This is a genomic window from Bradyrhizobium sp. WSM2793 (genome assembly GCF_000379585.1).
GTDB lineage: Bacteria > Pseudomonadota > Alphaproteobacteria > Rhizobiales > Xanthobacteraceae > Bradyrhizobium.
The window spans coordinates 50,944-75,299 of record NZ_KB902795.1; the positions used below are offsets into that span (position 1 = coordinate 50,944).

General features: G+C 65.9%; 21 protein-coding genes. 12 read left to right on the forward strand and 9 right to left on the reverse strand.

Annotated features, from left to right (window positions below; genetic code table 11):
• Window positions 1-57: 57 nt before the first annotated feature.
• The 4 genes from A3AS_RS0126920 to A3AS_RS0126935 all read right to left on the reverse strand — a co-directional run bounded on the left by A3AS_RS0126920 (window position 58) and on the right by A3AS_RS0126935 (window position 4,638).
• Entirely contained in the window at window positions 58-357 is a 300-nt protein-coding gene (locus tag A3AS_RS0126920; RefSeq protein ID WP_018320639.1) for an acylphosphatase, read from the reverse strand.
• A complete protein-coding gene (locus A3AS_RS0126925; RefSeq protein WP_018320640.1) occupies window positions 354-1,220 on the reverse strand; it encodes an oxaloacetate decarboxylase in 867 nt (288 codons plus the stop codon). The genes A3AS_RS0126920 and A3AS_RS0126925 overlap by 4 nt, the downstream gene beginning before the upstream one ends.
• 147 nt (window positions 1,221-1,367) lie before the next feature.
• Window positions 1,368-3,383 carry an acetyl/propionyl/methylcrotonyl-CoA carboxylase subunit alpha gene (locus tag A3AS_RS0126930; protein ID WP_018320641.1) on the reverse strand — a complete coding sequence of 672 codons (2,016 nt, stop codon included), beginning with the start codon at window positions 3,381-3,383 and terminating at the stop codon, window positions 1,368-1,370.
• A gap of 163 nt (window positions 3,384-3,546) precedes the next feature.
• Entirely contained in the window at window positions 3,547-4,638 is a 1,092-nt protein-coding gene (locus A3AS_RS0126935; protein WP_018320642.1) for a putative zinc-binding metallopeptidase, read from the reverse strand.
• Window positions 4,639-4,842: 204 nt separating this feature from the next.
• Between A3AS_RS0126935 and A3AS_RS0126940 the strand changes: the two genes are divergently transcribed.
• The 3 genes from A3AS_RS0126940 to A3AS_RS0126950 all read left to right on the forward strand — a co-directional run bounded on the left by A3AS_RS0126940 (window position 4,843) and on the right by A3AS_RS0126950 (window position 9,016).
• Complete coding sequence (locus tag A3AS_RS0126940) at window positions 4,843-7,320, forward strand: PAS domain-containing sensor histidine kinase (protein WP_018320643.1); 2,478 nt, start codon at window positions 4,843-4,845, stop codon at window positions 7,318-7,320.
• 81 nt (window positions 7,321-7,401) lie between these two features.
• Window positions 7,402-8,652, forward strand: a complete 1,251-nt coding sequence (locus tag A3AS_RS0126945) for an arsenic transporter (RefSeq protein WP_026202393.1) — start codon at window positions 7,402-7,404, stop codon at window positions 8,650-8,652.
• Between the two features lie 127 nt (window positions 8,653-8,779).
• Window positions 8,780-9,016: a hypothetical protein gene (locus tag A3AS_RS0126950; RefSeq protein WP_026202394.1), complete on the forward strand. Its 237-nt coding sequence runs from the start codon at window positions 8,780-8,782 to the stop codon at window positions 9,014-9,016.
• 68 nt (window positions 9,017-9,084) lie between these two features.
• On the opposite strand, the gene A3AS_RS0126955 is transcribed toward A3AS_RS0126950, so the two are convergent.
• Window positions 9,085-10,449 (reverse strand): MFS transporter, encoded by a 1,365-nt coding sequence (locus A3AS_RS0126955; RefSeq protein ID WP_018320646.1) that lies wholly within the window; start codon window positions 10,447-10,449, stop codon window positions 9,085-9,087.
• Between the two features lie 24 nt (window positions 10,450-10,473).
• Window positions 10,474-11,241: a GntR family transcriptional regulator gene (locus A3AS_RS0126960; protein WP_018320647.1), complete on the reverse strand. Its 768-nt coding sequence runs from the start codon at window positions 11,239-11,241 to the stop codon at window positions 10,474-10,476.
• Between the two features lie 182 nt (window positions 11,242-11,423).
• Here A3AS_RS0126960 and A3AS_RS0126965 point away from each other — a divergent pair, with 182 nt between their 5' ends.
• The 3 genes from A3AS_RS0126965 to A3AS_RS0126975 are packed head-to-tail and all read left to right on the forward strand — an operon-like array spanning window position 11,424 to window position 14,456.
• On the forward strand, window positions 11,424-12,623 hold the full coding sequence (locus A3AS_RS0126965; RefSeq protein ID WP_018320648.1) for a mandelate racemase/muconate lactonizing enzyme family protein: 1,200 nt from the start codon (window positions 11,424-11,426) through the stop codon (window positions 12,621-12,623).
• Window positions 12,624-12,635: 12 nt separating this feature from the next.
• Entirely contained in the window at window positions 12,636-13,403 is a 768-nt protein-coding gene (locus tag A3AS_RS0126970) for a glucose 1-dehydrogenase (RefSeq protein WP_018320649.1), read from the forward strand.
• A gap of 21 nt (window positions 13,404-13,424) precedes the next feature.
• Window positions 13,425-14,456, forward strand: coding sequence for an L-idonate 5-dehydrogenase (locus A3AS_RS0126975; protein WP_018320650.1), 1,032 nt, complete (start codon window positions 13,425-13,427; stop codon window positions 14,454-14,456).
• A gap of 73 nt (window positions 14,457-14,529) precedes the next feature.
• Here the strand turns inward: A3AS_RS0126975 and A3AS_RS0126980 are convergent, their stop codons facing one another.
• On the reverse strand, window positions 14,530-15,447 hold the full coding sequence (locus tag A3AS_RS0126980; protein ID WP_049815000.1) for a DUF3280 domain-containing protein: 918 nt from the start codon (window positions 15,445-15,447) through the stop codon (window positions 14,530-14,532).
• Between the two features lie 191 nt (window positions 15,448-15,638).
• Between A3AS_RS0126980 and A3AS_RS0126985 the strand changes: the two genes are divergently transcribed.
• Both A3AS_RS0126985 and A3AS_RS0126990 read left to right on the forward strand, forming a co-directional pair.
• Window positions 15,639-17,021, forward strand: a complete 1,383-nt coding sequence (locus tag A3AS_RS0126985) for a sensor histidine kinase (RefSeq protein WP_018320652.1) — start codon at window positions 15,639-15,641, stop codon at window positions 17,019-17,021.
• The gene (locus tag A3AS_RS0126990; protein WP_018320653.1) at window positions 17,018-17,680 is read left to right on the forward strand and encodes a response regulator transcription factor; all 663 of its coding nucleotides are present in this window, start codon (window positions 17,018-17,020) and stop codon (window positions 17,678-17,680) included. The genes A3AS_RS0126985 and A3AS_RS0126990 overlap by 4 nt, the downstream gene beginning before the upstream one ends.
• Window positions 17,681-17,709: 29 nt before the next feature.
• Here A3AS_RS0126990 and A3AS_RS0126995 read toward each other — a convergent pair whose 3' ends face one another.
• Window positions 17,710-18,693, reverse strand: coding sequence for a VOC family protein (locus tag A3AS_RS0126995; RefSeq protein ID WP_018320654.1), 984 nt, complete (start codon window positions 18,691-18,693; stop codon window positions 17,710-17,712).
• A 144-nt stretch (window positions 18,694-18,837) separates the two neighbouring features.
• On the opposite strand from A3AS_RS0126995, the gene A3AS_RS0127000 reads away from it, so the two are divergent.
• The 4 genes from A3AS_RS0127000 to A3AS_RS0127015 all read left to right on the forward strand — a co-directional run bounded on the left by A3AS_RS0127000 (window position 18,838) and on the right by A3AS_RS0127015 (window position 23,360).
• Window positions 18,838-19,629 (forward strand): DNA-binding transcriptional regulator, encoded by a 792-nt coding sequence (locus A3AS_RS0127000; RefSeq protein WP_018320655.1) that lies wholly within the window; start codon window positions 18,838-18,840, stop codon window positions 19,627-19,629.
• A 76-nt stretch (window positions 19,630-19,705) separates the two neighbouring features.
• Window positions 19,706-21,229 (forward strand): bifunctional 3-(3-hydroxy-phenyl)propionate/3-hydroxycinnamic acid hydroxylase, encoded by a 1,524-nt coding sequence (locus tag A3AS_RS0127005; RefSeq protein ID WP_018320656.1) that lies wholly within the window; start codon window positions 19,706-19,708, stop codon window positions 21,227-21,229.
• 24 nt (window positions 21,230-21,253) lie between these two features.
• Window positions 21,254-22,105 carry a fumarylacetoacetate hydrolase family protein gene (locus A3AS_RS0127010; protein WP_018320657.1) on the forward strand — a complete coding sequence of 284 codons (852 nt, stop codon included), beginning with the start codon at window positions 21,254-21,256 and terminating at the stop codon, window positions 22,103-22,105.
• A 43-nt stretch (window positions 22,106-22,148) separates the two neighbouring features.
• The gene (locus A3AS_RS0127015; RefSeq protein WP_018320658.1) at window positions 22,149-23,360 is read left to right on the forward strand and encodes an ABC transporter substrate-binding protein; all 1,212 of its coding nucleotides are present in this window, start codon (window positions 22,149-22,151) and stop codon (window positions 23,358-23,360) included.
• Between the two features lie 4 nt (window positions 23,361-23,364).
• Here A3AS_RS0127015 and A3AS_RS0127020 read toward each other — a convergent pair whose 3' ends face one another.
• Window positions 23,365-24,207, reverse strand: a complete 843-nt coding sequence (locus A3AS_RS0127020) for a hypothetical protein (RefSeq protein ID WP_018320659.1) — start codon at window positions 24,205-24,207, stop codon at window positions 23,365-23,367.
• Window positions 24,208-24,356 lie beyond the last annotated feature (149 nt).

A 24,356-nucleotide genomic window follows, 5' to 3' on the forward strand; every position in this document is an offset into this window, starting at 1 on the left:
CACCTCTCCCCGTAAGAACGGGGCGAGGGAGCGCACCGTCTGCGCGGCGAGACCGCCCTACACTGTCGGCAACACCGAGAACGCTTCCCCTGCCCTGCGCAGGTTCAGCTCATCCGCGCTGGCCGTCTCACTCGTCACGCTGTCGACGCGCGAGGACGGCGGGCCATGGCGGCATAGCGCGACCATGTCGGCGACGTGCTTTGGCGCGCCCGCGAACAGCGCTTCGACGCAGCCGTCGCGGCGGTTGCGGACCCAGCCTTCGAGGCCGCTCGCAGTCGCCTGGTACTCGACCCAGGCCCGGTAGCCGACGCCCTGGACGCGGCCGCGGATCATCACCTGAAGGATCGCCCGGCTCATTTTTTCAGCCCGAGAAAGTCGGCGCTGCGCGCCTTGACGTCGGCCTCGCGCATGACGCGGTTGGTCAGGTCCGATGATGCCAGACCTCTCAGCGCCTTCGGCGCCGCGCCCTCGCGCAGCGCCTTCTGTGTTTCATACACGGCTTGCGTCGCAGCGGCGATCGGCGCGTGGCCCTGAAGCGCGATCCGCACGCGCTGGCTAGCGAGATAGTCGGGCGCGCTCAGCTCCTCCGGCGCACCACCGAGCACGATCGGCAGGCGCGTGGCGGCCGCGACGGCCTCGAGCTCCGCGCGCGACTTGATGCCGGTAAAGAACAGCGCATCGACCCCGGTCGCCTCATACGCCTGCGCGCGGCGGATCGCGTCCTCGATCGAGGTGATCGAGGCAGCTCCCGTGCGGCCCATGATGACCAGCGAGGCATCGCTGCGGCCATCGAGCGCGGCCTTCATCTTGCCGACGCCTTCCTCGAGCGAGATCAGCTGCGTCCTCGCCTCACCGAAGGCGGCCGGCAGCAGCGTGTCCTCGATGGTAAGGCCGGCGGCGCCGGCCGCCTCCAGCTCCTGCACCGTGCGACGAACATTGAGCGCATTGCCATAGCCGTGATCGGCATCGACCAGCACCGGCAGCACTGCGGCGCGCGACATCCGCCGCATCTGCTCGGCAAGCTCGGTGAGCGTGATCAGCGTGACGTCGGGGTCGCCGAGCACGGCGAGCGAGGCGACCGAGCCGCCGAACATGCCGAGCGGAAAGCCGAGGTCCTCGGCGATGCGGATCGAGATCGCGTCATAGACCGAGCCCGGATGGATGCAGGCCGAGCCCGACAGGATGAGGCGCAGTTTCTCGCGGCGGGAACGAAAGGCCATGGTGCCTCACTCCAAAATCCTCATCCTGAGGAGCGCGCTCTTGCGCGCGTCTCGAAGGATGCAGGCCCGGCTGTGGCCTCGCCCTTCGAGACGCCGCGCAAGCGCGGCTCCTCAGGGTGAGGGTCGACTGTCGTGCTCCGGAGCGCCTTACGCAAACTCCAGAATCAGGGCGTCCACCGCGAGCGTCGCGCCCGCGCTGGCGTGAACCTTCTTCACGGTGCCGTCCTGCTCGGCGCGCAGTACATTCTGCATCTTCATGGCTTCGACCACCGCGAGCGTCTCGCCGGCCTTGACCTCCTGCCCTTCGGTCACCGCGATCGAGACCACGAGCCCGGGCATCGGGCACAGCAGCTTCTTGCCGGTGTCGGAGGCCGTCGTCACCGGCATCAGCCGCGCCGAGGTCGCTTCCGCTTCGGTCCAGACATAGACGGGGACCTCGACGCCCTGATGCGCGAGGCGAATGCCGTTCGGAATCGGCCGCGCCTGCACCGCGACGAAGTGGCCGTCGATGGTACCCTGCCAGACCGGATCGCCCGGCTTCCACGGCGACTGCAACAGATGCGCATTGCCGGCCTTGCCCTCGGCATCGACGAAGCGGATCGCGATCGCATCACCTTCGCGCGCGACCTCGAGCTGGATCTCCTGGCGGTCGAGCCAGACCGCGCGACGGCGCTCGCGCTGCACGACGCGGCCGCCCAACTGACCGGAGATCTGCCGCTTGCGTTCGCCGAGCACGTGATCAATGGCGGTGCCGACCGCGGCGATGCGCCGGGCGACCTCGCCTTCCGGCACGCGCACGGCAAAGCCCTTGGGAAATTCCTCGGCGATGAAGCCGGTCGAGAGCCGTCCCTCGCGCCAGCGCGGATGATGCATCAGCGCCGACAGGAACGGGATGTTGTGCCTGATGCCGTCGACATAGAACGAATCCAGCGCGGTCGCCTGCGCCTCGATCGCGGCCGCGCGCGAGGGCGCATGCGTGACGAGTTTTGCGATCATCGGATCGTAATGGATCGAGATCTCGCCGCCCTCCTGCACGCCGGTGTCGTTGCGGATGGTGATGCCGTCGTGGCTCACTTCCGCCGGCGGACGATACTTCACGAGCCGCCCGATCGAGGGCAGGAAGTTGCGGAACGGGTCTTCGGCGTAGAGGCGCGATTCCACCGCCCAGCCCGTCAGCGTGACGTCCTTCTGCGCGATGGCGAGCTTCTCGCCGGCGGCAACGCGGATCATCTGCTCGACGAGGTCGATGCCGGTGACGAGCTCGGTGACGGGATGCTCGACCTGGAGGCGCGTGTTCATCTCCAGGAAGTAGAAGCTCTTGTCCTGCCCCGCGACGAACTCGACGGTGCCGGCGGAGTCGTAATTCACGGCCTTGGCCAGCGCGACGGCCTGCTCGCCCATCTTGCGGCGCGTGGCCTCGTCGAGCAGCGGCGACGGCGCCTCCTCGATGACCTTCTGGTTGCGGCGCTGGATCGAGCACTCGCGCTCGCCGAGATAGATGACGTTGCCGTGCTTGTCGCCCAGCACCTGGATCTCGATGTGGCGGGGATCGACGATGAATTTTTCGACGAAGACGCGGTCGTCGCCGAACGAGGCCTTGGCCTCGGCCTTGGCGAGGTTGAAACCTTCGGCGACCTCGGCCTTGGAATGGGCGATGCGCATGCCCTTGCCGCCGCCGCCGGCGGAGGCCTTGATCATCACGGGGTAGCCGATCTCGTCGGCGATACGGACCGCGTGCTTGTCGTCCTCGATGACGCCGAGGTGGCCCGGCACGGTCGAGACCTTGGCCTTGGCCGCCGCCTTCTTCGACTCGATCTTGTCGCCCATCGCCGCGATCGCGCCCGGGTTCGGGCCGATGAAGACGATGCCTGCGGCCTCCAGCGCGCGCGGAAACGCCTCACGCTCGGACAGGAAGCCGTAACCGGGATGCACGGCTTGCGCGCCCGTCTTGCGGCAGGCCTCGACGATCTTCTCGATCACCAGATAGCTCTCGGCTGCCGCCGGCGGGCCGATCAGCACGGCCTCGTCCGCCATCTCGACATGAAGGGCGTCGCGGTCGGCTTCGGAATAGACGGCGACCGTCTCGATTCCCATCTTGCGGGCAGTCTTGATGACCCGGCAGGCGATTTCGCCGCGATTGGCGATCAGAATGCGTTTGAACATGCTTTTCTTGAGTCTCGACCTTGGGCGGGACCCTTCCCTGGCCGTTGGGGCCTATGGGACGGGCCGTGTGGCTCCCGTGGTACATCAAAATGGGCCGGAGGCAACGGTCTAAATCCGGGCCATCTGGCGTACCAGCGCAAGACCGAAACGGGCTCGGCGAGCCCTAGGGACGCCCTGCGGCGCCCTGCGCCTTCCCAGACTTGGCGACGTCCCGGACCAGGCCATGAACGAAGCCCAGCTTGCCGACCACGGCGGGCGAGAGGATGAAGGGATAGAGGTCGCGCAGGCCCATGGCGCGGTTGACGCTGTTCATGGCGAAGGTGAAGGGCAGCCATGCGTTGACCAGCGCCTCGACGTCCCTGGCCTCATAGGGGTTGAAACGGATGCGCGCCGTCAACTCCCCGTCGCGGTCGACCTTGGGACGCACCTCCATGCCGAACTCGGCGGCCATCTCCAGGGTGTCGACGATGTGAAGATAATGCGCCCAGGTCTCGGCGAAATCTTCCCAGGGGTGCATCGTGGCATAGGCCGAGACGTAGTTCTGCTGCCAGTCCGGCGGCGCGCCTTCGGCATAGTGACGCTGCAGGGCCTGGCCGTAATCGGTGGCATCGTCACCGAATACCGCGCGGCATTCCTCGAGCTTGCCGCCATCGCGAACCAGCACATCCCAGAAATAGTGCCCGACCTCATGCCGGAAATGCCCGAGCAGCGTCCGATAGGGTTCTCCCATCTCGAGCCTGCGCCGCTCGCGCTCGATGTCGTCGGTCTCGGTGAGCGCGATCGTGATCAGGCCGTTGTCGTGGCCGGTCATGACCTTCTCTGCGCTGTTCGGATCGTCGGCAAGAAAATTGAAGATCAGACCATGCTCGGGATCGTCTTGCCGGGCCTGGAGCGGCAGCTTCCAGCGGATCAGGGAATAGAACAGACGGTGTTTCGCCACCTCCAGCTCGCGCCAGCCGGCAAGCTGGGCGGGGTCGGACAAATCCGGCACGATGCCGTTGTGGCGGCATGCGCGGCAATAGCCGTTGCTCTCGCCCGTATCCGTCAGCCAGTTGCAGGCATCGTACTCGGCATTCCGGCACAGCATCCGGCTTTCGCCCTTGTCGGCCAGGATTCGCCAAGCCTCTCCGTCGGGCTCGATCGCCGACATTGTCTCCTTCTCCGGCAGGAAGGCGACCCGATGGCCGCAGCGTTCGCAGGCACGGTTCTCGAAATAGAGAACGTTGCCGCAGGCCTGGCAGACAAAGAGCTTCAAGATTTATCCTCTTCGGAAAGAGAGCCTTATCAAAGACGTTCGTGACGCCTCGCGAAGACGCCTCCGCCGGCCGATCGTTCCAGTCTCCGGAACAAATTGCCAGACCCGGCGTTTCACCGCCGTCCGTTTCATGGCGCCTTTCCAAGCCCAATCCCTCTAAACAATGGCCATCACGCTCCGTCTGTGTGAATATCGGTCCGGCACGTGCGCTCCCGCATGACAACGGCCGATGCCTTGAACGATCCCTTGCCCGAGACCATCGCTGCCGAAAGGCTGCGCCAACACCTCGAAGACGTCGCGCGCGAGCGCGACAACGCCTATCGCGCGCTCCAGGAGCGCGAGGCCGAGCTGGCGCGCATCCAGCGCATCGGCAAGGTCGGCGGCGTCGAGGTCGATTTTCGCGAAGGCTTCAAAAACCGCCGCTCGCCCGAATACCTGATGATCCACGGCCTGCCGCCGGAGGCTGCGGAGGAATCGCACGAGGATTGGGTCAATCGCATCCATCCCGACGACCGCGACGCCACCGTCAAGCACTTCATCGAGGCACTCGCCGGTACGAGCGAAGACTACAGCGCCGAGTACCGCATCGTCCGCCCCAATGACGGCGAGACCCGCTGGATCCGGGTCGTCGCCAAGATCGAGCGCGACAAGGACGGCCGCGCCATCCGCCTCGTCGGCGCCCATATCGACATGACCGACCAGGCGCTCGCGCGCGAGACGCTGCGCGAGAGCGAGGAGCGCTTCCGGCTGATCGCCGACAGCGCGCCCGTGCCGATCTGGGTGACCAAGCTCGATCGCAAGCGCTCCTTCGCCAACCAGGCCTATGTCGATTTCGTCGGCCTGCCCTACGACCAGGCCATCGACTTCGACTGGCGCAAGGTGCTGCACCCCGACGACCTGCCGCACGTGCTGCAGCAATCGGTCCAGGGTGAAGCGTCACTCAAGCCCTTCGTGCTGGAAGCGCGCTACAAGAATGCCGGCGGCGAATGGCGCTGGCTACGCTCGGAATCGCAGCCGCGCTGGGACCCGACCGGCAAGCATATCGGCTTCATCGGCGTCGCCCACGATATCACCGTCGCCAAGCAGGCCGAGATCGAGCTCAGGCGGCTCAACGAGACGCTGGAAGAGCGCATCGCCGAGCGCACCGCCCAGCTCGAATCCAACGAGGCGCGACTGCGCGCGATCCTGGAGACCAGCAACCAGTATCAAGGCCTGGTCAATCTCAGGGGCGAGCTGCTTTACGCCAACAACACCGCCCTCGACGGCATCGGGGCGAACTCGTCGGATGTGATCGGAAAGCCGTTGTGGGAGACGCCCTGGTTCAGCGCGACGGAGGGCATGAGCGCGCTGGTGCGCGAAGCCTTCCACACCGTGCTCAAGGGCGAAGCCGTGCGGCTGGAGATGCGGCTGCGCCTTCCCATCGGCGAGCGCGATTTCGACTTCGGCATGCGCCCCGTGCTGGACCGTCACGGCAACATTACCGGCGCCGTCCCTGAAGCCGTCGACATTACCGAACGCCGGCGCGGCGAGGAAGCGCTGCGGCAGTCGCAGAAGATGGAGGCGATCGGCCAGCTCACCGGCGGTGTCGCCCACGACTTCAACAATCTCCTCACCATCATCCGCTCGGCTACCGATTTCCTGCGCCGCCGCGAGCTGCCGGAGGAGCGCCGCCGCCGCTATGTCGATGCCATCTCCGAGACCGTCGAGCGCGCCTCCAAATTGACCGCCCAGCTTCTGGCGTTCGCGCGCCGGCAGCCGCTGAAGCCGCAGATCTTCAACGTCGGCAGCCAGGTCGAGGGCGTGGCGCAGCTGGTCCGGCCGCTGGTCGGCGGCCGTATCGACATCGCGGTGGAGATTCACGATGCCGACTGCTTCACCGTCGCCGACATCGCCCAGTTCGAGGCCGCGCTGATCAACCTCGCCATCAACGCCCGAGATGCCATGAACGGCGAAGGCCGCCTGATCATCGCCGTGCGCAAGGTCTCCGGGATTCCCAGCCTGCGGGCGCAATCGGCGCGCGGCGGCGACTACGTCGCGATCTCCGTCACCGACACCGGCAGCGGCATCGCGCCGGAACATCTCGACTCGATCTTCGAGCCGTTTTTCACCACCAAGGAGGTCGGCAAGGGCACCGGCCTCGGCCTCAGCCAGGCTTTTGGTTTCGCCAAGCAGTCCGAGGGCGACGTCGCGGTGACGAGCACCCAGGGCAAAGGCGCGACCTTCACCATCTATCTGCCGCAGGCACAAAGCCCCGCGACCGACAAGGAGGCCGCGGCACTGACCCATGAGGCCGCGGCCACCGGGCGCGGCTATCGCGTGCTCGTGGTCGAGGACGACGACGAGGTCGGCCGCTTCTCCACCGAGCTTCTGGAAGATCTCGGCTACGTCGTTCGCCGCGTCGCCAACGCCAACGCCGCGCTGGCGATCCTCGGCGAGAACGAATTTGCCGTCGACCTCGTGTTCTCCGACGTCATCATGCCCGGCATGAACGGCGTCGAGCTCGCCGGCATCATCCGCGAGCGCTATCCGGGCCTGCCCGTGGTGCTCACCTCCGGCTACAGCAACGTGCTCGCCGAAAACGCCCATCGCGGTTTCGAATTGATCCAGAAGCCTTATTCGGTGGAATCGCTGTCACGCATCCTGCGCAAGGCGATCACGGAGAAGCTATCGGTGGCGCGGTGACGCGAGCCGAGATTTGAGGCTGGCGGATCGATCCGGGGCACGGTAGTCAGGAGCGGTTTTCCGGAGATCAACTTGCCGACCGTGCCGTCTGACGCCATCTGGGCCTGGAGCATCATCGTCGTCGCGACAGCAGGCGTCATCATCCGCCCCTTTCGCCTGCCCGAGGCGGTCTGGGCGGTGATCGGCGCGAGCGCCCTGGTGCTATCAGGCTTGCTGCCGTGGCAAGACGCGCTTGCCGGCATCGAAAAAGGCCTCGACGTCTATCTCTTCCTGATCGGCATGATGCTGATCGCCGAGCTCGCGCGCCTCGAGGGCCTGTTCGACTATCTCGCCGCGCTCGCGGTCGAATACGCGGCCGGCTCGCCGCAACGGCTGTTCCTGCTGATCTATCTCGTCGGCACGCTCGTCACGGTGCTGCTCTCCAACGATGCCACCGCGATCGTGCTGACGCCCGCCGTCTATGCCGCGACGCGCGCAGCCGGCGCCAAGCCACTGCCCTATCTCTTCGTCTGCGCCTTCATCGCGAATGCCGCGAGCTTCGTGCTGCCGATCTCCAACCCCGCCAATCTCGTCGTGTTCGGCGCGCGCATGCCGCACCTGACGGAATGGCTGCGCATGTTCGCCCTGCCCTCGGCGGCCTCCATCCTGCTGACCTACGTCGTGCTGCGTCTGACCCAGCACCGGGCCCTGAAGGAGGAGACGATTGCGCGCCGCGTGCCGCATCCCAAGCTCGGCCAAGGCGGCAAGCTGACGGCGATCGGCATCGTCGCGATCGGCGCCGTGCTGATCACGGCGTCCGCGCTGGACAAGCAACTGGGCCTGCCGACCTTCATCTGCGGCGGCGTGACAGCCGCGATCGTGCTGCTGCTCAGCCGACAATCGCCCTTGCCCGTGCTGCGCGGCGTGTCCTGGAGCGTGCTGCCGCTGGTCGGCGGGCTCTTCGTCATGGTGGAGGCGCTGGTGAAGACCGGCGTGATCGGACGACTCAGCGCGCTACTGCATGAAGCAGTCGCGCAATCCGTCCCGCAAGCCGCCTGGAGCGTCGGCATCGCGACCGCAATCGCGACCAACATCGCCAACAATTTGCCCGTGGGCCTCGTCGCCGGCTCGGTCGCCGCCAGCGACCATCTACCCGCGCCGGTCGTCAGCGCCATCCTGATCGGCGTCGACCTCGGCCCCAATCTGTCGGTGACGGGCTCGCTCGCCACCATTCTCTGGCTGGTCGCGCTCAGGCGGGAGAAGATCGAGGTCGGCGCCTGGCCGTTCCTCAAGCTCGGCCTGGTGGTGACGCCGCCCGCTCTGATCGCGGCGCTGGCAGCGGCAATCAGGTAACGCAGGCCTCGGCCCTCGAAATTCAGTGGAAGCTATTTGCGGTGCGTCAATGCCGGCGGCGACGCTGCGGCTAGAATTCCATTGTCGTGCCAATCAGACGGATATGACGCGGCAAGGAAGGTTCATCATGCAGATCCAATCGAAAGCGTTGCCGCAGAGCTCCTTTCTGCGTCGCGCGATCCGGAGCCTCACCGCAGCGAGCGAGAGCGGTGTCGAGACGGCCCATCCCCTGCTGGTCTTCTCCGCAGTGGCGTTGTTCACACTGTTCGTCATCGTGGAGGTCGACCTCCACTCCGCCCAGCTTCAGGCGCTCGGCCTGCTCGGCCATGGAATGGGCATCGATCCGGTCTTCCTGAGCCCGTAGTCGCCGGCCCCAGCGTCCCGAAATCAGTCCCGATCGCGGCGACGACGCCGCGACCGGGAAGCGCATCGTCAGTCGTTCTCGTAGCCGTAGACTTCCGGCAGGATGAAGATCGCGGCGAGCAATCCGATCAGCGGGAAGATCGCGACCATCAGCGTGGCATTCGCCTGCCCGATCGCGGCGAACACCGTCGGGAACAGGAAAATCGCCAGGAACGACGGCAGCTTCACGAACATGTAGGCGAAGCCGCTGGCGGTGCCGCGATATTTCGGCTTGGCGACCATGGTCGGGATCGTCATGCAGTTCGACGCGTCCCAGTAATGGCCCCACAGCATCGCGGCGGCTGCGAACGGCAGCAGGATCTTGTTATCGGTGTAGAGCGCGAAGGCCGCGACCAATAGCGAGGCGAACACGATCGAGAAGCCGGCGATCGCGATGCCGCGGTGGCCGATCTTCGGCGTCAGCAGCGGCCCGACCCAGCCCGACAAAGCGGCGAAGGAGAACAGCGCCATCGTCACCAGGTTGATGCCGAGCACGCTCGACACGCCGACCATCACGAACAGCACCGGCAAATAGAACGCGAAGGTGGAGAACTCGCTCGCCTGGGTGAAACAGGCGATCCAGCCATACAGCGTGGCGCGCCAGCGAATCGGGTCCTTCTTGAGGTCGGCGAGGAACGCACGGGTGCTGGTTTTGGGAACCACCACGTCATGATTCGGCAGCATGTCGAGATTGTCGTTGAACATCTCGCGCGCGACCTGCTTGGCCTCGCGGTAACGTCCCTTCTGCACCAGCCACACCGCCGTCTCCGGCACGTCGTGGCGCATCAGCAGGATGATCAGTGCCGGCACCGCGCCGAGGCCGAGCGTGACCCGCCACAGCATCTCGTGCTGCATGTCGATCAGGAGGAAGATCACGATGACGCCGATGGTCAGGACCTCGCCGACGGCGAACATGAACTGCCAGCGGTTGCCCATGACCTCGCGCTCGCCCTTGGCCATGGATTCCATGATGTAGGTGTAGCCGGTCGAGATGTCCGACCCGAGCGGGATGCCGAGCAGGAAGCGGATCACGATGAGCCAGGTGACGTCAGGCACGAAGGCCTGCGCCAGCGCCAGCACGATGAACATCACCATCGTCACCAGGAACATGACGCGGCGGCCGATCTTGTCGGACAGCCAGCCGCCCAGCAGCGCACCGATCAGGGCACCGCCCTGCGTGCCCGCCGCGGCAAGGCCCAGCATCAGCGCCGTGGGATTGTACTGCTCCTTGATGAAGATCAGCACGAAGGCGATCGAATAGAGGTCCCAGGCTTCGACCAGGATCGAGGCCATCATCAGCCAGCCGACCTTGTTGCCCTTGGGACTGTAGTTCGTGATGAGGTAGCGGACCGCGGCTTCGCTCGCGGTCGGTTGTGGCATCGCCATCGTTGTCATGCTTGGTCCTCTTTTCAAAACTCGCTACGTGCCGAGCAGCGGCTCGATGCTGCAATCGAGCAGGCGCGGATCGATCCCCGCTTCCATGCCAGTGAATATCTCGCCCATGTAGTCGATCAGCGCATCGCTCGCCTTCACCGCATCATCGACGCGGCGGCTGGCCACCGCAGCGAGAATGGCGAGATGACAATCGATCGTGCCCGACAGATCTGCCTGCCCCGGCATGAAGCGGTGGTGGATGTAGCCGATGCGCCGGTACAGCGTGTGCAGCGGCCGCAGCGTGTGCACCAGGAACGGCTCGCCGGCGGCTTCCAGCACCAGCGCGTCGATGCGGCGGTCGATGCTGTTGAATTCGTCGAGGGTGAGGCTGGCGCGGCGCTCGCGCAGGAGACGCTCGATGTGCAGCGCCTGATTGCGATGCGAGAGGCTGGCGCGATCGGCCGCAAGGCGGATCACGAAACGCTCCATGTCGCGGCGCAAGGCCAGCAGCATGCGTTCGCGTGCAAGGTCGATCGGGGCAATGTGCAGGCCGTGGCGCGGACGGATGATGATGAGCGTATCGGCGGACAGACGATTGACGGCGTGGTGCACCGGCGTGCGCCCGAAGCCGGTGATCTGCTGCAATTCCAGCATGGTCATGAACTGACCGGGCTTGAGCTCGCAATGAACGAGGAGCTCCTCGATCCTCTGATAGGCCAGCTCGAAGAAGTTAAGACGATTGCGCCGGGAGGGCCTGCCCTCGCCGTCATCGTCGCTTCTCACCACTTCGAGCGCGCGCTTGCGCCGTGCCATGTCGTCCTCCCTGCCACCCTGCTCGCGCTGCCGAGCGGCGGCTTATTTGTGATATCCTTAAAACATGTTGTGATATATTACAAGCGGGCGTATGACTGCCTGCCGGGATCGCCGGTTTTGACCGGCATAGACACGAACAACAAGACGGGCGCGAGGCGCCTTATCATGGGAGGACTGTTGCAGTGAAGATCACTTCGATCGAGACCCTGCGCACCGAGGAATTCTCCAACGTCATCTGGGTGCGAATCCACACCGACACCGGCGTGATCGGGCTCGGCGAGACCTTCTACGGCGCGGGCGCGGTCGAGGCGCAGATCCACGACACTTTTGCCGGCCGCCTGCTCGGCCGCAATCCCCTGCACATCGAAGCCATCCACCGCGACATGCTGAACCTGCCGATGGCGCAGTCCTCCACCGGCGTGGAATATCGCGCGGCGTCCGCGATCGACATCGCGCTGTGGGACCTGTTCGGCAAGGTTTGCAATCAGCCGGTGCACCAGATGCTCGGCGGCCTCTGCCGCGACAAGCAGCGCATCTACAACACCTGCGCTGGCACGCAATATGTCCGCTCGACCAATATCAGCCCGGTCGCGAACTGGAATCTCGGGGCGTCCAAGGGCCCCTATGAAGACCTTGATGGCTTCATGAATCACGCCGATGCACTGGCCGAGAGCCTGCTGGAAAGCGGCATCTCCGCGATGAAGATCTGGCCGTTCGATCCGGCGGCGCAGGAGAACAAGGGCCTTTACATCACCGCCGCGCAGATGAAGCAGGCGATCGAGCCGTTCGAGAAGATCCGCAAAGCGGTCGGCGACAAGATGGAGATCATGGTCGAGCTCCACTCGCTGTGGAATCTGCCGACCGCCAAGCAGATCGCCCGTGCGCTCGAGCCTTACAAGCCGACCTGGTACGAAGACCCGATCCGGATGAACTCGCCGCAGGCGCTGGCCGAATATGCCCGCTCGACCGACGTCTGGGTCTGCGCCAGCGAGACGCTGGGCTCGCGCTTTCCCTACAAGGACATGCTCGACCGCGACGCCATGCACGTGGTGATGGCGGATCTGTGCTGGACCGGCGGCCTCACCGAGGGCCGCAAGATCGCGGCGATGGCCGAGACCTATCACCGGCCCTTCGCGCCGCACGATTGCATCGGCCCGATCGGCTTCATCGCCGCCATCCACATGTCGTTCAGCCAGCCCAACACCCTGATCCAGGAATCGGTGCGCGCCTTCTATAAGGGCTGGTACAATGAGCTCGTCACCACGATGCCCGTGATCAAGGACGGTTTTGTCTATCCGATGGAGGGACCAGGCCTCGGCGTCGACCTTCTGCCCGCCGTATTCGACCGCTCAGATCTCACCGTGCGCCGCTCCAACGTCTAAGGACTTTCTGACATGAGCACCTCTCTTTTCGATCTCTCCGGGCGCACGGCGCTCGTGACCGGCTCCTCCCGCGGCCTCGGCCGCGCCATCGCGGAAGGCATGGCCAAGGCCGGCGCGAAGATCATCGTCAACGGCGTCGATCCCAAGCGAGTCGAGCAGGCTGTCGCCGAGTTTCGCGCCGCCGGGCATCAGGCCGAGGGCGCAGCCTTCAACGTCACCGACGAGCCCGCAATCGTCGCGGCGTTCAACGACTTCGACAAAAAGGGCATCGCGGTCGACATCGTCGTCAACAATGCCGGCATCCAGCACCGCAAGCCGCTGGTGGAGTTCACCACCGACGAATGGCGCAAGGTGATCGAGACCAACCTGACCAGCGCCTTCGTGATCGGCCGCGAGGCCGCCAAGCGCATGATCCCGCGCAAGCACGGCAAGATCATCAATATCGGCTCGCTCGGCAGCGAGCTCGCCCGGCCCACCATCGCGCCCTACACCGCGGCCAAGGGCGGCATCAAGAATCTCACCCGCTCGATGGCGGTGGAATGGGCCCAGCACGGCATCCAGGCCAACGCGATCGGCCCCGGCTACATGCTGACCGACATGAACGAGGCGCTGGTCAACAACACCGATTTCAACAACTGGCTGATGGGCCGCATCCCCTCCAAGCGCTGGGGCAAGCCGGACGAGCTGGTCGGTGCCGCGATCTTCCTGGCGTCGGACGCCTCGACCTATGTCAACGGCCAGATCATCTATGTCGATGGCGGCATGATCGCCGCGATGTGATCCGCGAACCAGGAGCAAGCCATGCGCGCTGTCGTCATCCACGCCCCGAAGGATCTGCGGATCGACACTTACCCGGATCCGGCCCCCGGCCCGGGCGAAGTCCGCGTCAAGATCGCCAATGGCGGCATCTGCGGCTCCGACTTGCATTACTACCATCACGGCGGTTTCGGCGTCGTCCGCATCCAGCAGCCAATGGCGCTGGGCCATGAGATCGCCGGCGTGGTCGCGGCCGTCGGTGACGGCGTCACCGACGTGAAGCCAGGCACGCGCATTGCGGTCAATCCGAGCAGGCCGTGCGGCCAGTGCCTGCATTGCCAGGAAGGCATGCGCAACCAGTGCCTCGACATGCGCTTCCTCGGCAGTGCGATGCGCTTCCCTCATGTGCAAGGCGGCTTCCGCGAGTTCATCACGGTCGATGCCACGCAGGCGGTGCCGATCGCGGACAAGCTCTCGCTGGCGGAAGCCGCGGTCGCAGAGCCGCTCGCGGTGTGCCTGCATGCCGGCAAGCAGGCCGGCCCCCTGCTCGGCAAGCGCGTGCTGATCACGGGTTGCGGCCCGATCGGCGCGTTGATGATCCTGGTGTCGCGCTTCGGCGGCGCGGCCGAGATCGTGGTGACCGACGTGGCCGAGGCGCCGCTCGCGGTCGCCAGGAAACTCGGCGCGACGCACGCCATCAATGTCGCAGCCAATGCCAGCGCGCTCGATCCCTGGCGCGCCGGCAAAGGCGTGTTCGACACGCTGTTCGAAGCCTCCGGCAATCAGGCGGCGCTGCGCACCGCGCTCGACGTGCTCCGTCCCGGTGCGACGCTGGTGCAGCTCGGCCTCGGCGGCGAGATGACGCTGCCGATCAATTCCATCGTCGCCAAGGAATTGCAGCTCCGCGGCACCTTCCGCTTCGATCCCGAGTTCGAGCTGGCGGTGCGGCTGATGGGCGAAGGCCTGATCGACGTGAAGCCGCTGATCACGGCCACCATGCCGTTCGAGAACGCGGTCGCCGCGTTCGAGCTCGCCAGCGACCGCTCGCAGTCGATGAAGGTGCAGCTTACTTTCTGAGCATGATCCGGAAAAGTGTGCAGCGGTTTTCCGAAAAGATCATGCTAAACAAAGATCTAAAGAGCGATGAGTCTCATCGCTCTTTAGCTGCGCCGGCGGCCTGCTGACTCTCGATCAGCCGGTCGCCGACCAGCCGCACCGCGCCCCGTTTCCACGAATAATCCGCGCCGAGGCGCAGGCCGCTGTCGCCACGCGCCAGCACCGCGCCGGTGCGGGCGTCGCGCACCTGGAAGCCGAGCGTGTATTCGGTGCGGCTGACCCGCCGCACCACGCCGATCAGCGATTGATCCGCGCCGAGCTCTTTTGCAATCGCGGCCTCGCAGCCGCCGCAGTCGCGTAACGCGCGCGCCTTCGCCGCCTCGCCGCTCGCGCTGCCGACGTCGACGATGCGGTAGCGGCCGGACTGGCCGAGCACGTCACGCACGCCGCCGGTGGTCTCGGCGAGGTACGATGCGTCCGAAGCGGCCGAGGTGCCCCCCGATGCGGCCGTCATATCCTCGAGCTCGAAATCGAACACGGCGAGCGCGACCGGCGCGGGCGTGCCGAGCGCCGCGATGACTTCGCGGGCGAGGAACGCCTCGGCGCGGTCCCAGGCCTCGTCGTTGTCGCCGCGGAATGTGTAGAGCTTCTCGAACAGGACCTTCTTGGCCGCGGCATCGATCACGGCGACCCGCGCCCATTGCACCAGCGTGCTCGTCTTCTGGACGCCGCCGACGACCTTGAATTTTGCATCGGCTTGCCCGGCGGGCGTAAGCTGGTAGCGCTTGTCGGCCCCGACATCCCGCCGCAGCGCGGCCATGAACGCGCCCAGCCGCTTCTCGTGGGCGGCGGTCTGGTCGACCGGCTCGCCGGACGTATCCAGGTACTGGAAGTCCTCGATCGACACGCCGGCCGGTGCTGCGGCGGCCGCCTCGGTGCCCGCGCCAGCAGGCCGGACACCCACGAGGACAGCAAGGAGAAAAGCAGGAACGATCAACCGGGAGAGGTGCATGAGCGTGGCCTCGCAGATGGAGCGGTTGGCAAATCTCGGCGGCAGCCTGACACCCTGCAACGGGGGCCGTCCCGGCGAGCGCCGGGAAAATTTCACGTCGTTGCACTGCGGTAACGCGTGGCACTTTGCGCGGCTGGCGTTCTGCCGTTTAATGCGGCGGCGACAAGCCTGTTCGCGCTAGGTGCTGCCCGATGTGGAACCGTCCGAGATTCGATCTCAAGGTCCGTCTGACGTTGCGCGTGGCCGCCATAACGGCCGCCTGCTTCGCCGCAATCTCCGCCTATTTCCTGATCGCGGCCGACCGCGCTGTGCACGCGCGCATCGACGGCATCGCCGCGATCGTGGCGAAGTCGCTGGAGCTGCAACAGGGCAAGATCCAGTGGGTGGCCGGCCCGCGCGACTTTCCCAACCTTGATCCCGTCGCGGCCTATGTGATGACGCCCGGCCTGTGTCTGGCTTTCCGTGGCCCCAGCGGCGAGATGCTGCAGCGATTCTGTAGCGGTGCGCCTGCCCCGGCGAGCCCGTCGCCGCAGGTCTTCGCGGCCTTCTATCGCAGCCTGTTCGACCCCGGCCGCGAAGCGGCACGGCCCGTGATCGTGCGCGGCGCCAAGCTCGGCGAGACCGTGGTCTCAGTCGATCCGGCCGTGCAGACGGCGGAGGCCTGGCACGAGGCCGGCCGCCTGATGATTGCGTTTGCGATCGCGCTGCCGCTGTTGTGCCTGCTGGTCTACGCCGCGCTGGCGCGCGCGCTGCGCCCGACCCGCCTGATCCGCACCGGCCTCGAGCGGATCGCCGCCAACGACCTCTCGGCGCGGCTGCCGCCGTTCGATCTGGCCGAACTCTCCGCAATCCGCGACGGCTTCAACCATCTCGCCGAAAGCCTCGACAATGCGCTCGCCGAGCGCAGCGAGCTGACGCGCAAGCTGATCGCGCTGCAGGACGACGAGCGCCGCCATCTCGCGCGGGAGCTGCACGACGAGTTCGGCCAGTCGCTGGCCGCCATCCGCGCCCTCGCCTCCTCCGCCCGCCAGACCGCCGCGCAGGACTGCCCCGCTTTGCTCGGCGAATGCGACGGTATTTCGCGGACCGCGACCAGCATGATGGAGACGCTGCGCGGCGCGCTGTTCCGGCTGCGTCCGCCCGACGTCGAGGAGCTCGGGCTGGTTGCGAGCCTGGAAGGCCTCGTCGCGGGCTGGAACGGACGCAGCCGCGGCGAGACGCGCTTTTCGATCCATTTCGACGGCGCGGTCGAGACTCTGCCCGCCGCGATCAGCGCCAACCTCTACCGCATCGTGCAGGAGGCGCTCACCAACGCCGCCAAGCACGCCGGCGCCACCAAGGTGGACCTGCATTTGACGATGGCGGCAGACGAGATCGCGCTTGCCATCGACGACGATGGCCGACCGAGCGATGCGTCGGTCAAATCCGGCATGGGCCTGCTCGGCATGCGCGAGCGCGTTGCGGCCTTGCGCGGCCGGATGAGCTTCGAAGTCGGTGCCAACGGCGGCTCGGCGCTGCGCGTCGTCATTCCGCTCACCGCCGCCGATCGGCAGGTGCTGGAGCATGCGGCATGAGCGCGGCCGATGCCTCGATCCTGCTGGTCGACGACCATTCGGTGGTCCGCGAGGGTTATCGCTCCGTGCTCCAAAAGCAGCCGGGCCTGCGCGTCATCGCCGAGGCCGCCGACGGCGCAGAGGCCTATCGTCTTTACAAATCCGAGACACCCGACCTCGTCATCATGGATTTGAGCATGCCCGGTATCGGCGGCATCGAGGCGGTCAGGCGGATCAGGCAATGGGACAAGGGCGCCAGGATCCTCATCTTCACCATGCATCAGAATGCGGGCTTCGCCGTGCAGGCGATCCGCGCCGGCGCCAGGGGTTACGTCACCAAGACCAGCCCGCCGGAAACGCTGGTGCGGGCCGTGATGGACGTGCTCGCCGGCAAGATCGCCATCAGCCCCGACATCGACCACGAGTTGGCGCTGAGCCGGCTCGGCGGCGAAAGCTCGGCCGCCGACGTCCTCACCGCCCGCGAGTTCGAGGTGATGCGGTTGCTGCTCGCGGAGCGGACGACGGAGGAGATCGCCGAAACGCTGCATGTCAGCCCGAAGACGGTGGCAAACCTGCATTCCCTGATCAAGGACAAGCTCGGCGTCGGCTCCGACATCGAGCTGGTCCGCCTCGCGCTGCGCCAGGGACTGCTGACCGAGCCCGATCTCGGCGAAGCCTGAGCGTTCAGGCTACGCCGCGCGACCACGGATCATTCGCGCGCGACCACGTGGTCCAGCCACGCGCAGTTAAGCGGCGGCACGCGGGGATCGGCGACGCGCACGCCGCGCGCCGCCGCATCGAGCCGCATGTCGCGCAGGCGCTTGCGCTGTTTTTCGGGCATATGGAGGCGCTCGTGGCCCCACAGCGACGGGCCGTCGAACGTCTCATGCGGCTGCCAGGTCTCGGGATCGATGACGCGCGCGCCCCAGCCATATTCGATGAAGAAGCCGGAAGGGGTGTTCACGTAGAACGAGGTCATGTGGTCGTTGGTGTGCCGGCCCAGCGTGTAGGCGACGCGGCCTTCGTCCAGCTGCGCGAGATCGTAGCCTTGTCCGACATCGTCGAGGCTGCCGAGCTCGACCATGAAATGATGCATCGCCTTGCGCCCCGAGCCGACCATCGCGAAGCTGTGGTGGCGACCGTTGACGTGGAAGAAGTACAGCCCGTACGGCTTCAGTCCGAAATCCGAGACGTGGAAGCCGAGCACGTCGCGGTAGAACGGCAGCAGGGGCTCGACATCCTCCACATTGAGCACGACGTGCCCCATGCCGAGCGCGCCGGTACGGAAGCCCGAGATCGGCCGGCCTGGCCTGAAGGGCTCGGACGCAAGCTCCGGCTTGCAAAAAGCTTCCAGCCGGTTGCCGGCGGGATCGGCGAACGAAATCAGCTCGGCGACATGCCGCTCGTCAGCGAGCGCGCGCGAGCCGCGCGTCACCTTGACGCCGTGGCTTTCGAGCCGTCCCGCCAATTGATCCAGCTCTGCCGTGGACGAAACTTCCCACCCCATCACCGCAAGGCCGGCATCGCTGCTGCCGTCCACGATCAGCCGCTGCTTGCGATCGTCCATGCGGAACGCGCACATCTTGCCGCCGCGATCGACCCGCTGCATGCCGAGCAGTCCCGTCGCCATCCGGCCCCACTGGTCGAGCTGCGATGAATTGATTGCGATATAGCCGAGCGCGGTGATTTCCATCGAATTCCTCCCGAAGGCATCGCGTGTGCCGCAATGCGGCGAACTTGATACCGGCCGCCCACGATCTTAACGTGGCGCTCCGCAATCGCTTCGCGTTCGCAACGATAATCGCGAGACCGCGCGCCACAAGGGAGGAAATGCGAAGTGTCCAAGGAGCGGACGGGGACGGCAGCCCCCCGGCAGTCGGAAGGCGTCCGCGCCTTCAAGCGCGGGCTCGACGTGCTGCGAGAGGTCAATCGCTCAGGCGGCATCCGTGCCGGCGACGTGGCCCGCGCGCTCGACCTGCCCCGCCCCACCGTCTACCGCCTGCTCGAAACCCTGGAGGAACTCGGCTATATCGCCCGTAGCGCCAGCGACGATCGTTTTCGCGTCACCCGCCGCGCGCTGAGCCTCGGCGACGGCTATGATCCCGGCGTGGTGATCTGCCAGGCGGCGGCGCCTTATCTCGCCGAGCTCAGCAAGGATCTGGTCTGGCCGGTCGATCTCTCCACTTACGAGAACGCGGCGATGGTGGTGCAGGAGACCACCCATTCCCGCAGCCCGCTCTCGATCGACCGCGGCATGATCGGCAAGCGCCTGCCGATGCTGCGGACGTCCGCGGGCCGCGCCTATCTCGCCGCCTGCCCGGCCCGCGAGCGCGACCTCATCGTCAATCATCTGCGCCGCATCGACGAGGCCGACGACCGCCCCTTTCTCGACGAAGCCCGCCTCGATCGCATGATTGCCGAGACGTCTGCGCGGGGTTACGCGATTCGCAGCGAGGGCGAGTATAATCCCAAGACGGCTTCGATCGCCGTTCCCATCGTGCGGGGCGGCGTCGTATTCGGCTGTATCTCCATCATCTGGATTCGCTCGGCGCTGGGGATCGACGAGGCGATTGCGCAGTTTGCAGCGCGGCTTCAGGAGACGGCCGCGGCCATCCCGGTCGAGGACTAGGCGGATCCGTCCGCTGGGCGGACACTTGGCGCGGCGGCGTTGAATGGGCGGCATGGCTTGGGGAAGAGATAGCCCCATGCAAAATAAATCCGTCCCCGAAGAATTCGATGTCGTGATCGTCGGCCGTGGTCCGGTCGGCGCCACGCTCGCCAATTTGCTCGGCCTGTGCGGCGTTCGCACGCTGGTGCTGGAGCGCGAGGCGCGGACCTATCATTTGCCGCGCGCCGTGCATTTCGACGACGAATGCATGCGCGTGTTCCAGACCATCGGTTTAGCCGACGCGATCCTGCCGCAGACAATCCTCAGCCCCGGCATGCTGTTTCTGGACGCCAACGGCAAGATGCTGCTGGACTGGTCGCGCCCGCAGACATTGACCCCGATGGGGTGGCATCTCAGCTATCGCTTCCACCAACCCGATCTGGAGGACGTGCTGATCGGCGGTCTTGCCCGCTTTCCCAACGTCACCTTGCGCAACCGCTGCGATGTGTTCGCGCTCGATCAGGACGAGTATGGCGTGCGCGTCCGCTACGAAGACCTCTCGAACGGAACACTTACCGAAGTCCGCGCAGGCTATGTGATCGGCTGCGACGGCGCCCGCTCACTGGTCCGCCGCTTCATCGGCTCCGGCATGGACGATCTCGGCTTCCACGAGCGCTGGCTGGTGATCGACGTGCTGCTCAAGCGCGCGCGCGACGATCTCGGCGATTACAGCCTCCAGCATTGCGATCCCAGGCGGCCGGCGACCTATGTGCGCGGCACCGGCACGCGGCGGCGCTGGGAGATCACGGTTCTCCCGGACGAGGATTCCCAGGAGATCGCGCAACCGGCAAAGACCTGGGAGCTGCTGTCGCGCTGGATCACGCCTGATGATGCCGAACTCGAACGCGCCGCGGTCTACACGTTTCATTCGGTCATCGCACAGCAATGGCGCGGCGGCCGATTGCTGCTCGCGGGCGATTCCGCGCACCAGACCCCGCCCTTCCTCGGCCAGGGCATGTGCGCCGGAATCCGCGATGCCGCAAACCTCGCCTGGAAGCTCGCCGCGATCATCCGTGACGGCGCCGCACCCGATCTGCTCGACACCTATCAGAGCGAACGCCAGCCGCATGTGCGCGAATTCATCGAGCTCGCCATCCGTCTCGGCGGCGTGATTAACACCAAGGCGATCGAAGCGGGCCTTGCCGCCGGCCAGGCCCGAGCGAATGCGCCGGTGAAGCTCGAGGTGAAAAAGCCCCTGCTCGGCCCCGGGCTCGCGCTCGGCGAGCTGCCCTTGGCCGGACATCTCGCGCCGCAGTTCGAGCTACGGGACGGCCGCCGCGGCGACGACCGGATCGGTTACGGCCACGTGCTCCTCGTCGAGAGTGCGACCACGCACTCATCGCGCCCGGCTCTGTCGCAGGCCGGAATCAAAGTCCTCACCAGCGACGATGCCGAGGGCATCGGCGACTGGCTTCGCGAGCACGGCATCATCGCCGCACTGGTCCGCCCGGACCGCTATGTGCGCGGCACTGCCCGTAACGAGGCCGAACTCGACCGGCTCGTCGCCGCTCTCACGCCTCCAACCCAGATTTCTTCAAACCATGTGCCGTCCGCGGCCTGACCCAACAATTCTCAAGGATATCTCATGAAGCTGCTTTCTTTCATCGCCGACGGCCGCGCCTCTTTCGGCGCCGTCAAGGACAACGGAATCGTCGATCTCGGCGCGCGTATGGCGCCCTGCACCACGCTGCGGCAGTTGCTCGAGGCGGATCGCCTCGCCGAGGCGGCAACGCTGGTCGCGTCCACGGCGCCCGATCATCCGCTCGACAAGATCAGCTTCGCCCCCGTGATCCCCGATCCCGGCAAGATCATCTGCGTCGGCCTGAACTACCGCGATCACGTCGCCGAAACCGGTCGCACCGTCACCGAGAAGCCGGCGCTGTTCGTCCGCTTTCCCTGCAGCCAGGTCGGCCATCTCCAGCCGATCGTGAAGCCGAAAGTGAGCGACGATTTCGACTATGAAGGCGAGCTCGCGCTGGTCATCGGCAAGGAAGGCCGGCACATCCCGGCTGGCCGCGCGCTCCATCACATCGCCGGCTATTCTTGTTACAATGAAGGCAGCATCCGCGACTGGCAGCGCCACACCAGCCAGTTCCTCTCCGGCAAGACCTTTGCCGAGAGCGGCAGCTTCGGCCCCTGGCTGGTGACGGCGGACGAGATTCCCGATCCGTCGAAGCTCGCCTTGCAGACGCGCCTGAACGGCACCGTCGTGCAGGACACCACCACCGACCTCCTGATCACAGGCATCCCCGAGCTGATCGCCTACATCTCCACGATCTGCCCGCTCGTTCCCGGCGACGTCATCGTCACGGGCACCCCGGGCGGGGTCGGCGCCAAGCGCACGCCGCCGCTGTGGATGCGCCCCGGCGATACCGTCGAGGTCGAGATCTCAGGCATCGGAACCTTGCGCAACACGGTCATCGCCGAACCGGCCTGACCACGTCTTCAAACAATCAAAAACGACAAAGTCAGGAAACGCCATGGCCAACCTCCGCACGACATCCGCCGCCATCCTGCTGGTCACGCTGGCTCTCGCGGGCCCGCCTGCGCGCGCCGAGATCAAGGGCGATGCGATCCGCATCGGCGTGCTTACCGACATGAACGGCGTATTCGCCACTGCGATGGGTCCCGGCTCGGTCGAGGCGGCGCGGATGGCCGCGGAGGAGTTCGGCGGCAAGATCAACGGCAAGCCGATCGAGATCCTGCAGGCCGACCACCAGAACAAGCCGGATCTCGCGGCATCGCTCGCCCGCAAATGGTTCAGCGACGGTGTCCAGGCGATCGCGGATGGTGGCAGCTCCGGCGCGGCGCTCGCGGTGCAGGAACTCGTGCGCGGCAACGGCAGGATCTTCCTCGTCTCCGGCGCCGGCGCCAATCAACTGACCGACGAGGCGTGCGCGCCGACCAGCGTGCAATGGACCCAGGATGCCTATTCCACCGCGACCGCCGTGGTCTCCGGCATCATGCAGACCAGCAAGGAGCCATGGTTCTTCATCACCGGCGACTATGCCTTCGGCCATTCGATCGAAGCGACCGCACGCGCCCGTATCGGTGAGCTCGGCGGCAAGGTCGCCGGCAGCGTCAAGGCGCAGCTCGGCACGCCCGACTACTCGTCGTTCCTGCTGCAGGCGCAGTCCTCGGGCGCCAAGATCCTCGCCATCAACGTCGCCGGCGACAACGCCACCGCAATCAAGCAGGCCGAGGAATTCGGCCTCGCCGACCAGGGCATCAAGATCGTGCCGATGTCGTTCCAGAACGTCGATATCGCGGCTGTCGGGCTGAAGGCGACCCGTGGCGACCTCATCGTCACCTCGTTCTTCGAGGACGTCTCGCCCGCCGCCCGGAAATTCTCCGACGCCTTCTATGCGCGCCGCAAGGCCATGCCCTCGCAGATCCAGGCCGGCGTCTATTCCGCCGTGCGCCACTATCTGCAGGCGATCAAGGACACAGATTCCGACGACAGCGCAGCCGTGATGGCGAAAATGAAGGCAACCCCGGTGTCGGATGCGTATACGCCCAACGGCCGCATCCGCGAGGACCAGCGCATGGTGCATGATCTTTATCTGGTGCAGGTCAAGACGCCCGAGGAATCCAAAGGACCCTGGGATTTCGTCAAGCTGGTCGCGACGATCCCGCCCGACCAGGCCTTCCGTCCGCTCGACCGCAGCAAGTGCAGCCTGGTCGGTAAATAACCGCTCAGGCCAAATACCGCGCCAGATAGCCTTCCATCGCATAGAGCGCGCAGAGGGCGAGGCTCGACCACACAGCGGCGCTGAAATACAGGAACATCCAGGTCAGCTCGCCCTTCCAATGGGCGATGTCGTGAGTCACCACCCAGCGCGTCGAGACGTCATGCAGGCCTTCGAGGAAGCCTAAGAACCTGCCGCCCTCGGCGTGCCCGGCCCGCCAGCGGCTGAGATACATCGGCACGTCGACGGTGACGAGGAAGGCGAGGAAGCAGGCGATGCCGACGATGCCTGACATCAGCGCCCAGCGCACCGGGCCCTGGAATTCCGGCATCAGGCGGCACAGCGCGATGCCGGCGAGGAAGAAGGTCACCGCCCACAGCGAGTTCTCGATCGCGTTGTAGAGGAAGTTGGTCGTCACCACCGCGTACCAGGAGAAACACTCCGCGATGATGATGATCGGCACGATCACGAGCGCGATGTTCACCGCGGTCTCGGCGCCCGTCATCTTTCCGAACTGATGCAGGATGATGGCCCATTGCGCGACGAAGCAGAGCTCGGCCACGGTCGCAACCGTGCGGCCGACGACGACGCTCGAGAGCCAGGTGTCGAACAGGCAGATGCGCTGCACATCGGCGCGCGGCAGGAATGAGCGGAACGCGCAGCCGAACACATAGCCGGCACACAGCAGCAGCATCAGCCCGATGTCCGAGCCGCCGCTGAGGCTGCCCGCAGGCGTCGGGTAGAATTCGCGGTACAGCATGAACCACACCAGGATATTGGCGCCGCTCACGAGCGTGAGGGATCCCCACCACCACGCGAGGGGATTTGACCGCGCCTGCCACTGCAACATGAACCGCTCCGCAAAATTATCGATTTGACATGTCGTCGTAATAATCCTGTCACAACACGACATGCAATCACGACAAAAATCTGTGTGTGCGGCGCGGTCCGGCGCGTCCTTCAACGAAAACGTCGAGGCGACATCGGTGTCCATATATC

Bases quoted from the DNA above. Each gene is read 5' to 3' on its own strand.
- A3AS_RS0126995 (WP_018320654.1), bottom strand. From the start codon at position 18,693: ATGGAAATCACCGCGCTCGGCTATATCGCAATCAATTCATCGCAGCTC.
- A3AS_RS0126920 (WP_018320639.1), bottom strand. From the start codon at position 357: ATGAGCCGGGCGATCCTTCAGGTGATGATCCGCGGCCGCGTCCAGGGC.
- A3AS_RS0126955 (WP_018320646.1), bottom strand. From the start codon at position 10,449: ATGACAACGATGGCGATGCCACAACCGACCGCGAGCGAAGCCGCGGTC.
- A3AS_RS0126960 (WP_018320647.1), bottom strand. From the start codon at position 11,241: ATGGCACGGCGCAAGCGCGCGCTCGAAGTGGTGAGAAGCGACGATGAC.
- A3AS_RS0126970 (WP_018320649.1), top strand. From the start codon at position 12,636: ATGAGCACCTCTCTTTTCGATCTCTCCGGGCGCACGGCGCTCGTGACC.
- A3AS_RS0126925 (WP_018320640.1), bottom strand. From the start codon at position 1,220: ATGGCCTTTCGTTCCCGCCGCGAGAAACTGCGCCTCATCCTGTCGGGC.
- A3AS_RS0126975 (WP_018320650.1), top strand. From the start codon at position 13,425: ATGCGCGCTGTCGTCATCCACGCCCCGAAGGATCTGCGGATCGACACT.
- A3AS_RS0127020 (WP_018320659.1), bottom strand. From the start codon at position 24,207: ATGTTGCAGTGGCAGGCGCGGTCAAATCCCCTCGCGTGGTGGTGGGGA.
- A3AS_RS0126950 (WP_026202394.1), top strand. From the start codon at position 8,780: ATGCAGATCCAATCGAAAGCGTTGCCGCAGAGCTCCTTTCTGCGTCGC.
- A3AS_RS0126990 (WP_018320653.1), top strand. From the start codon at position 17,018: ATGAGCGCGGCCGATGCCTCGATCCTGCTGGTCGACGACCATTCGGTG.
- A3AS_RS0126930 (WP_018320641.1), bottom strand. From the start codon at position 3,383: ATGTTCAAACGCATTCTGATCGCCAATCGCGGCGAAATCGCCTGCCGG.
- A3AS_RS0127015 (WP_018320658.1), top strand. From the start codon at position 22,149: ATGGCCAACCTCCGCACGACATCCGCCGCCATCCTGCTGGTCACGCTG.
- A3AS_RS0126980 (WP_049815000.1), bottom strand. From the start codon at position 15,447: ATGCACCTCTCCCGGTTGATCGTTCCTGCTTTTCTCCTTGCTGTCCTC.
- A3AS_RS0126985 (WP_018320652.1), top strand. From the start codon at position 15,639: ATGTGGAACCGTCCGAGATTCGATCTCAAGGTCCGTCTGACGTTGCGC.
- A3AS_RS0127010 (WP_018320657.1), top strand. From the start codon at position 21,254: ATGAAGCTGCTTTCTTTCATCGCCGACGGCCGCGCCTCTTTCGGCGCC.
- A3AS_RS0127005 (WP_018320656.1), top strand. From the start codon at position 19,706: ATGCAAAATAAATCCGTCCCCGAAGAATTCGATGTCGTGATCGTCGGC.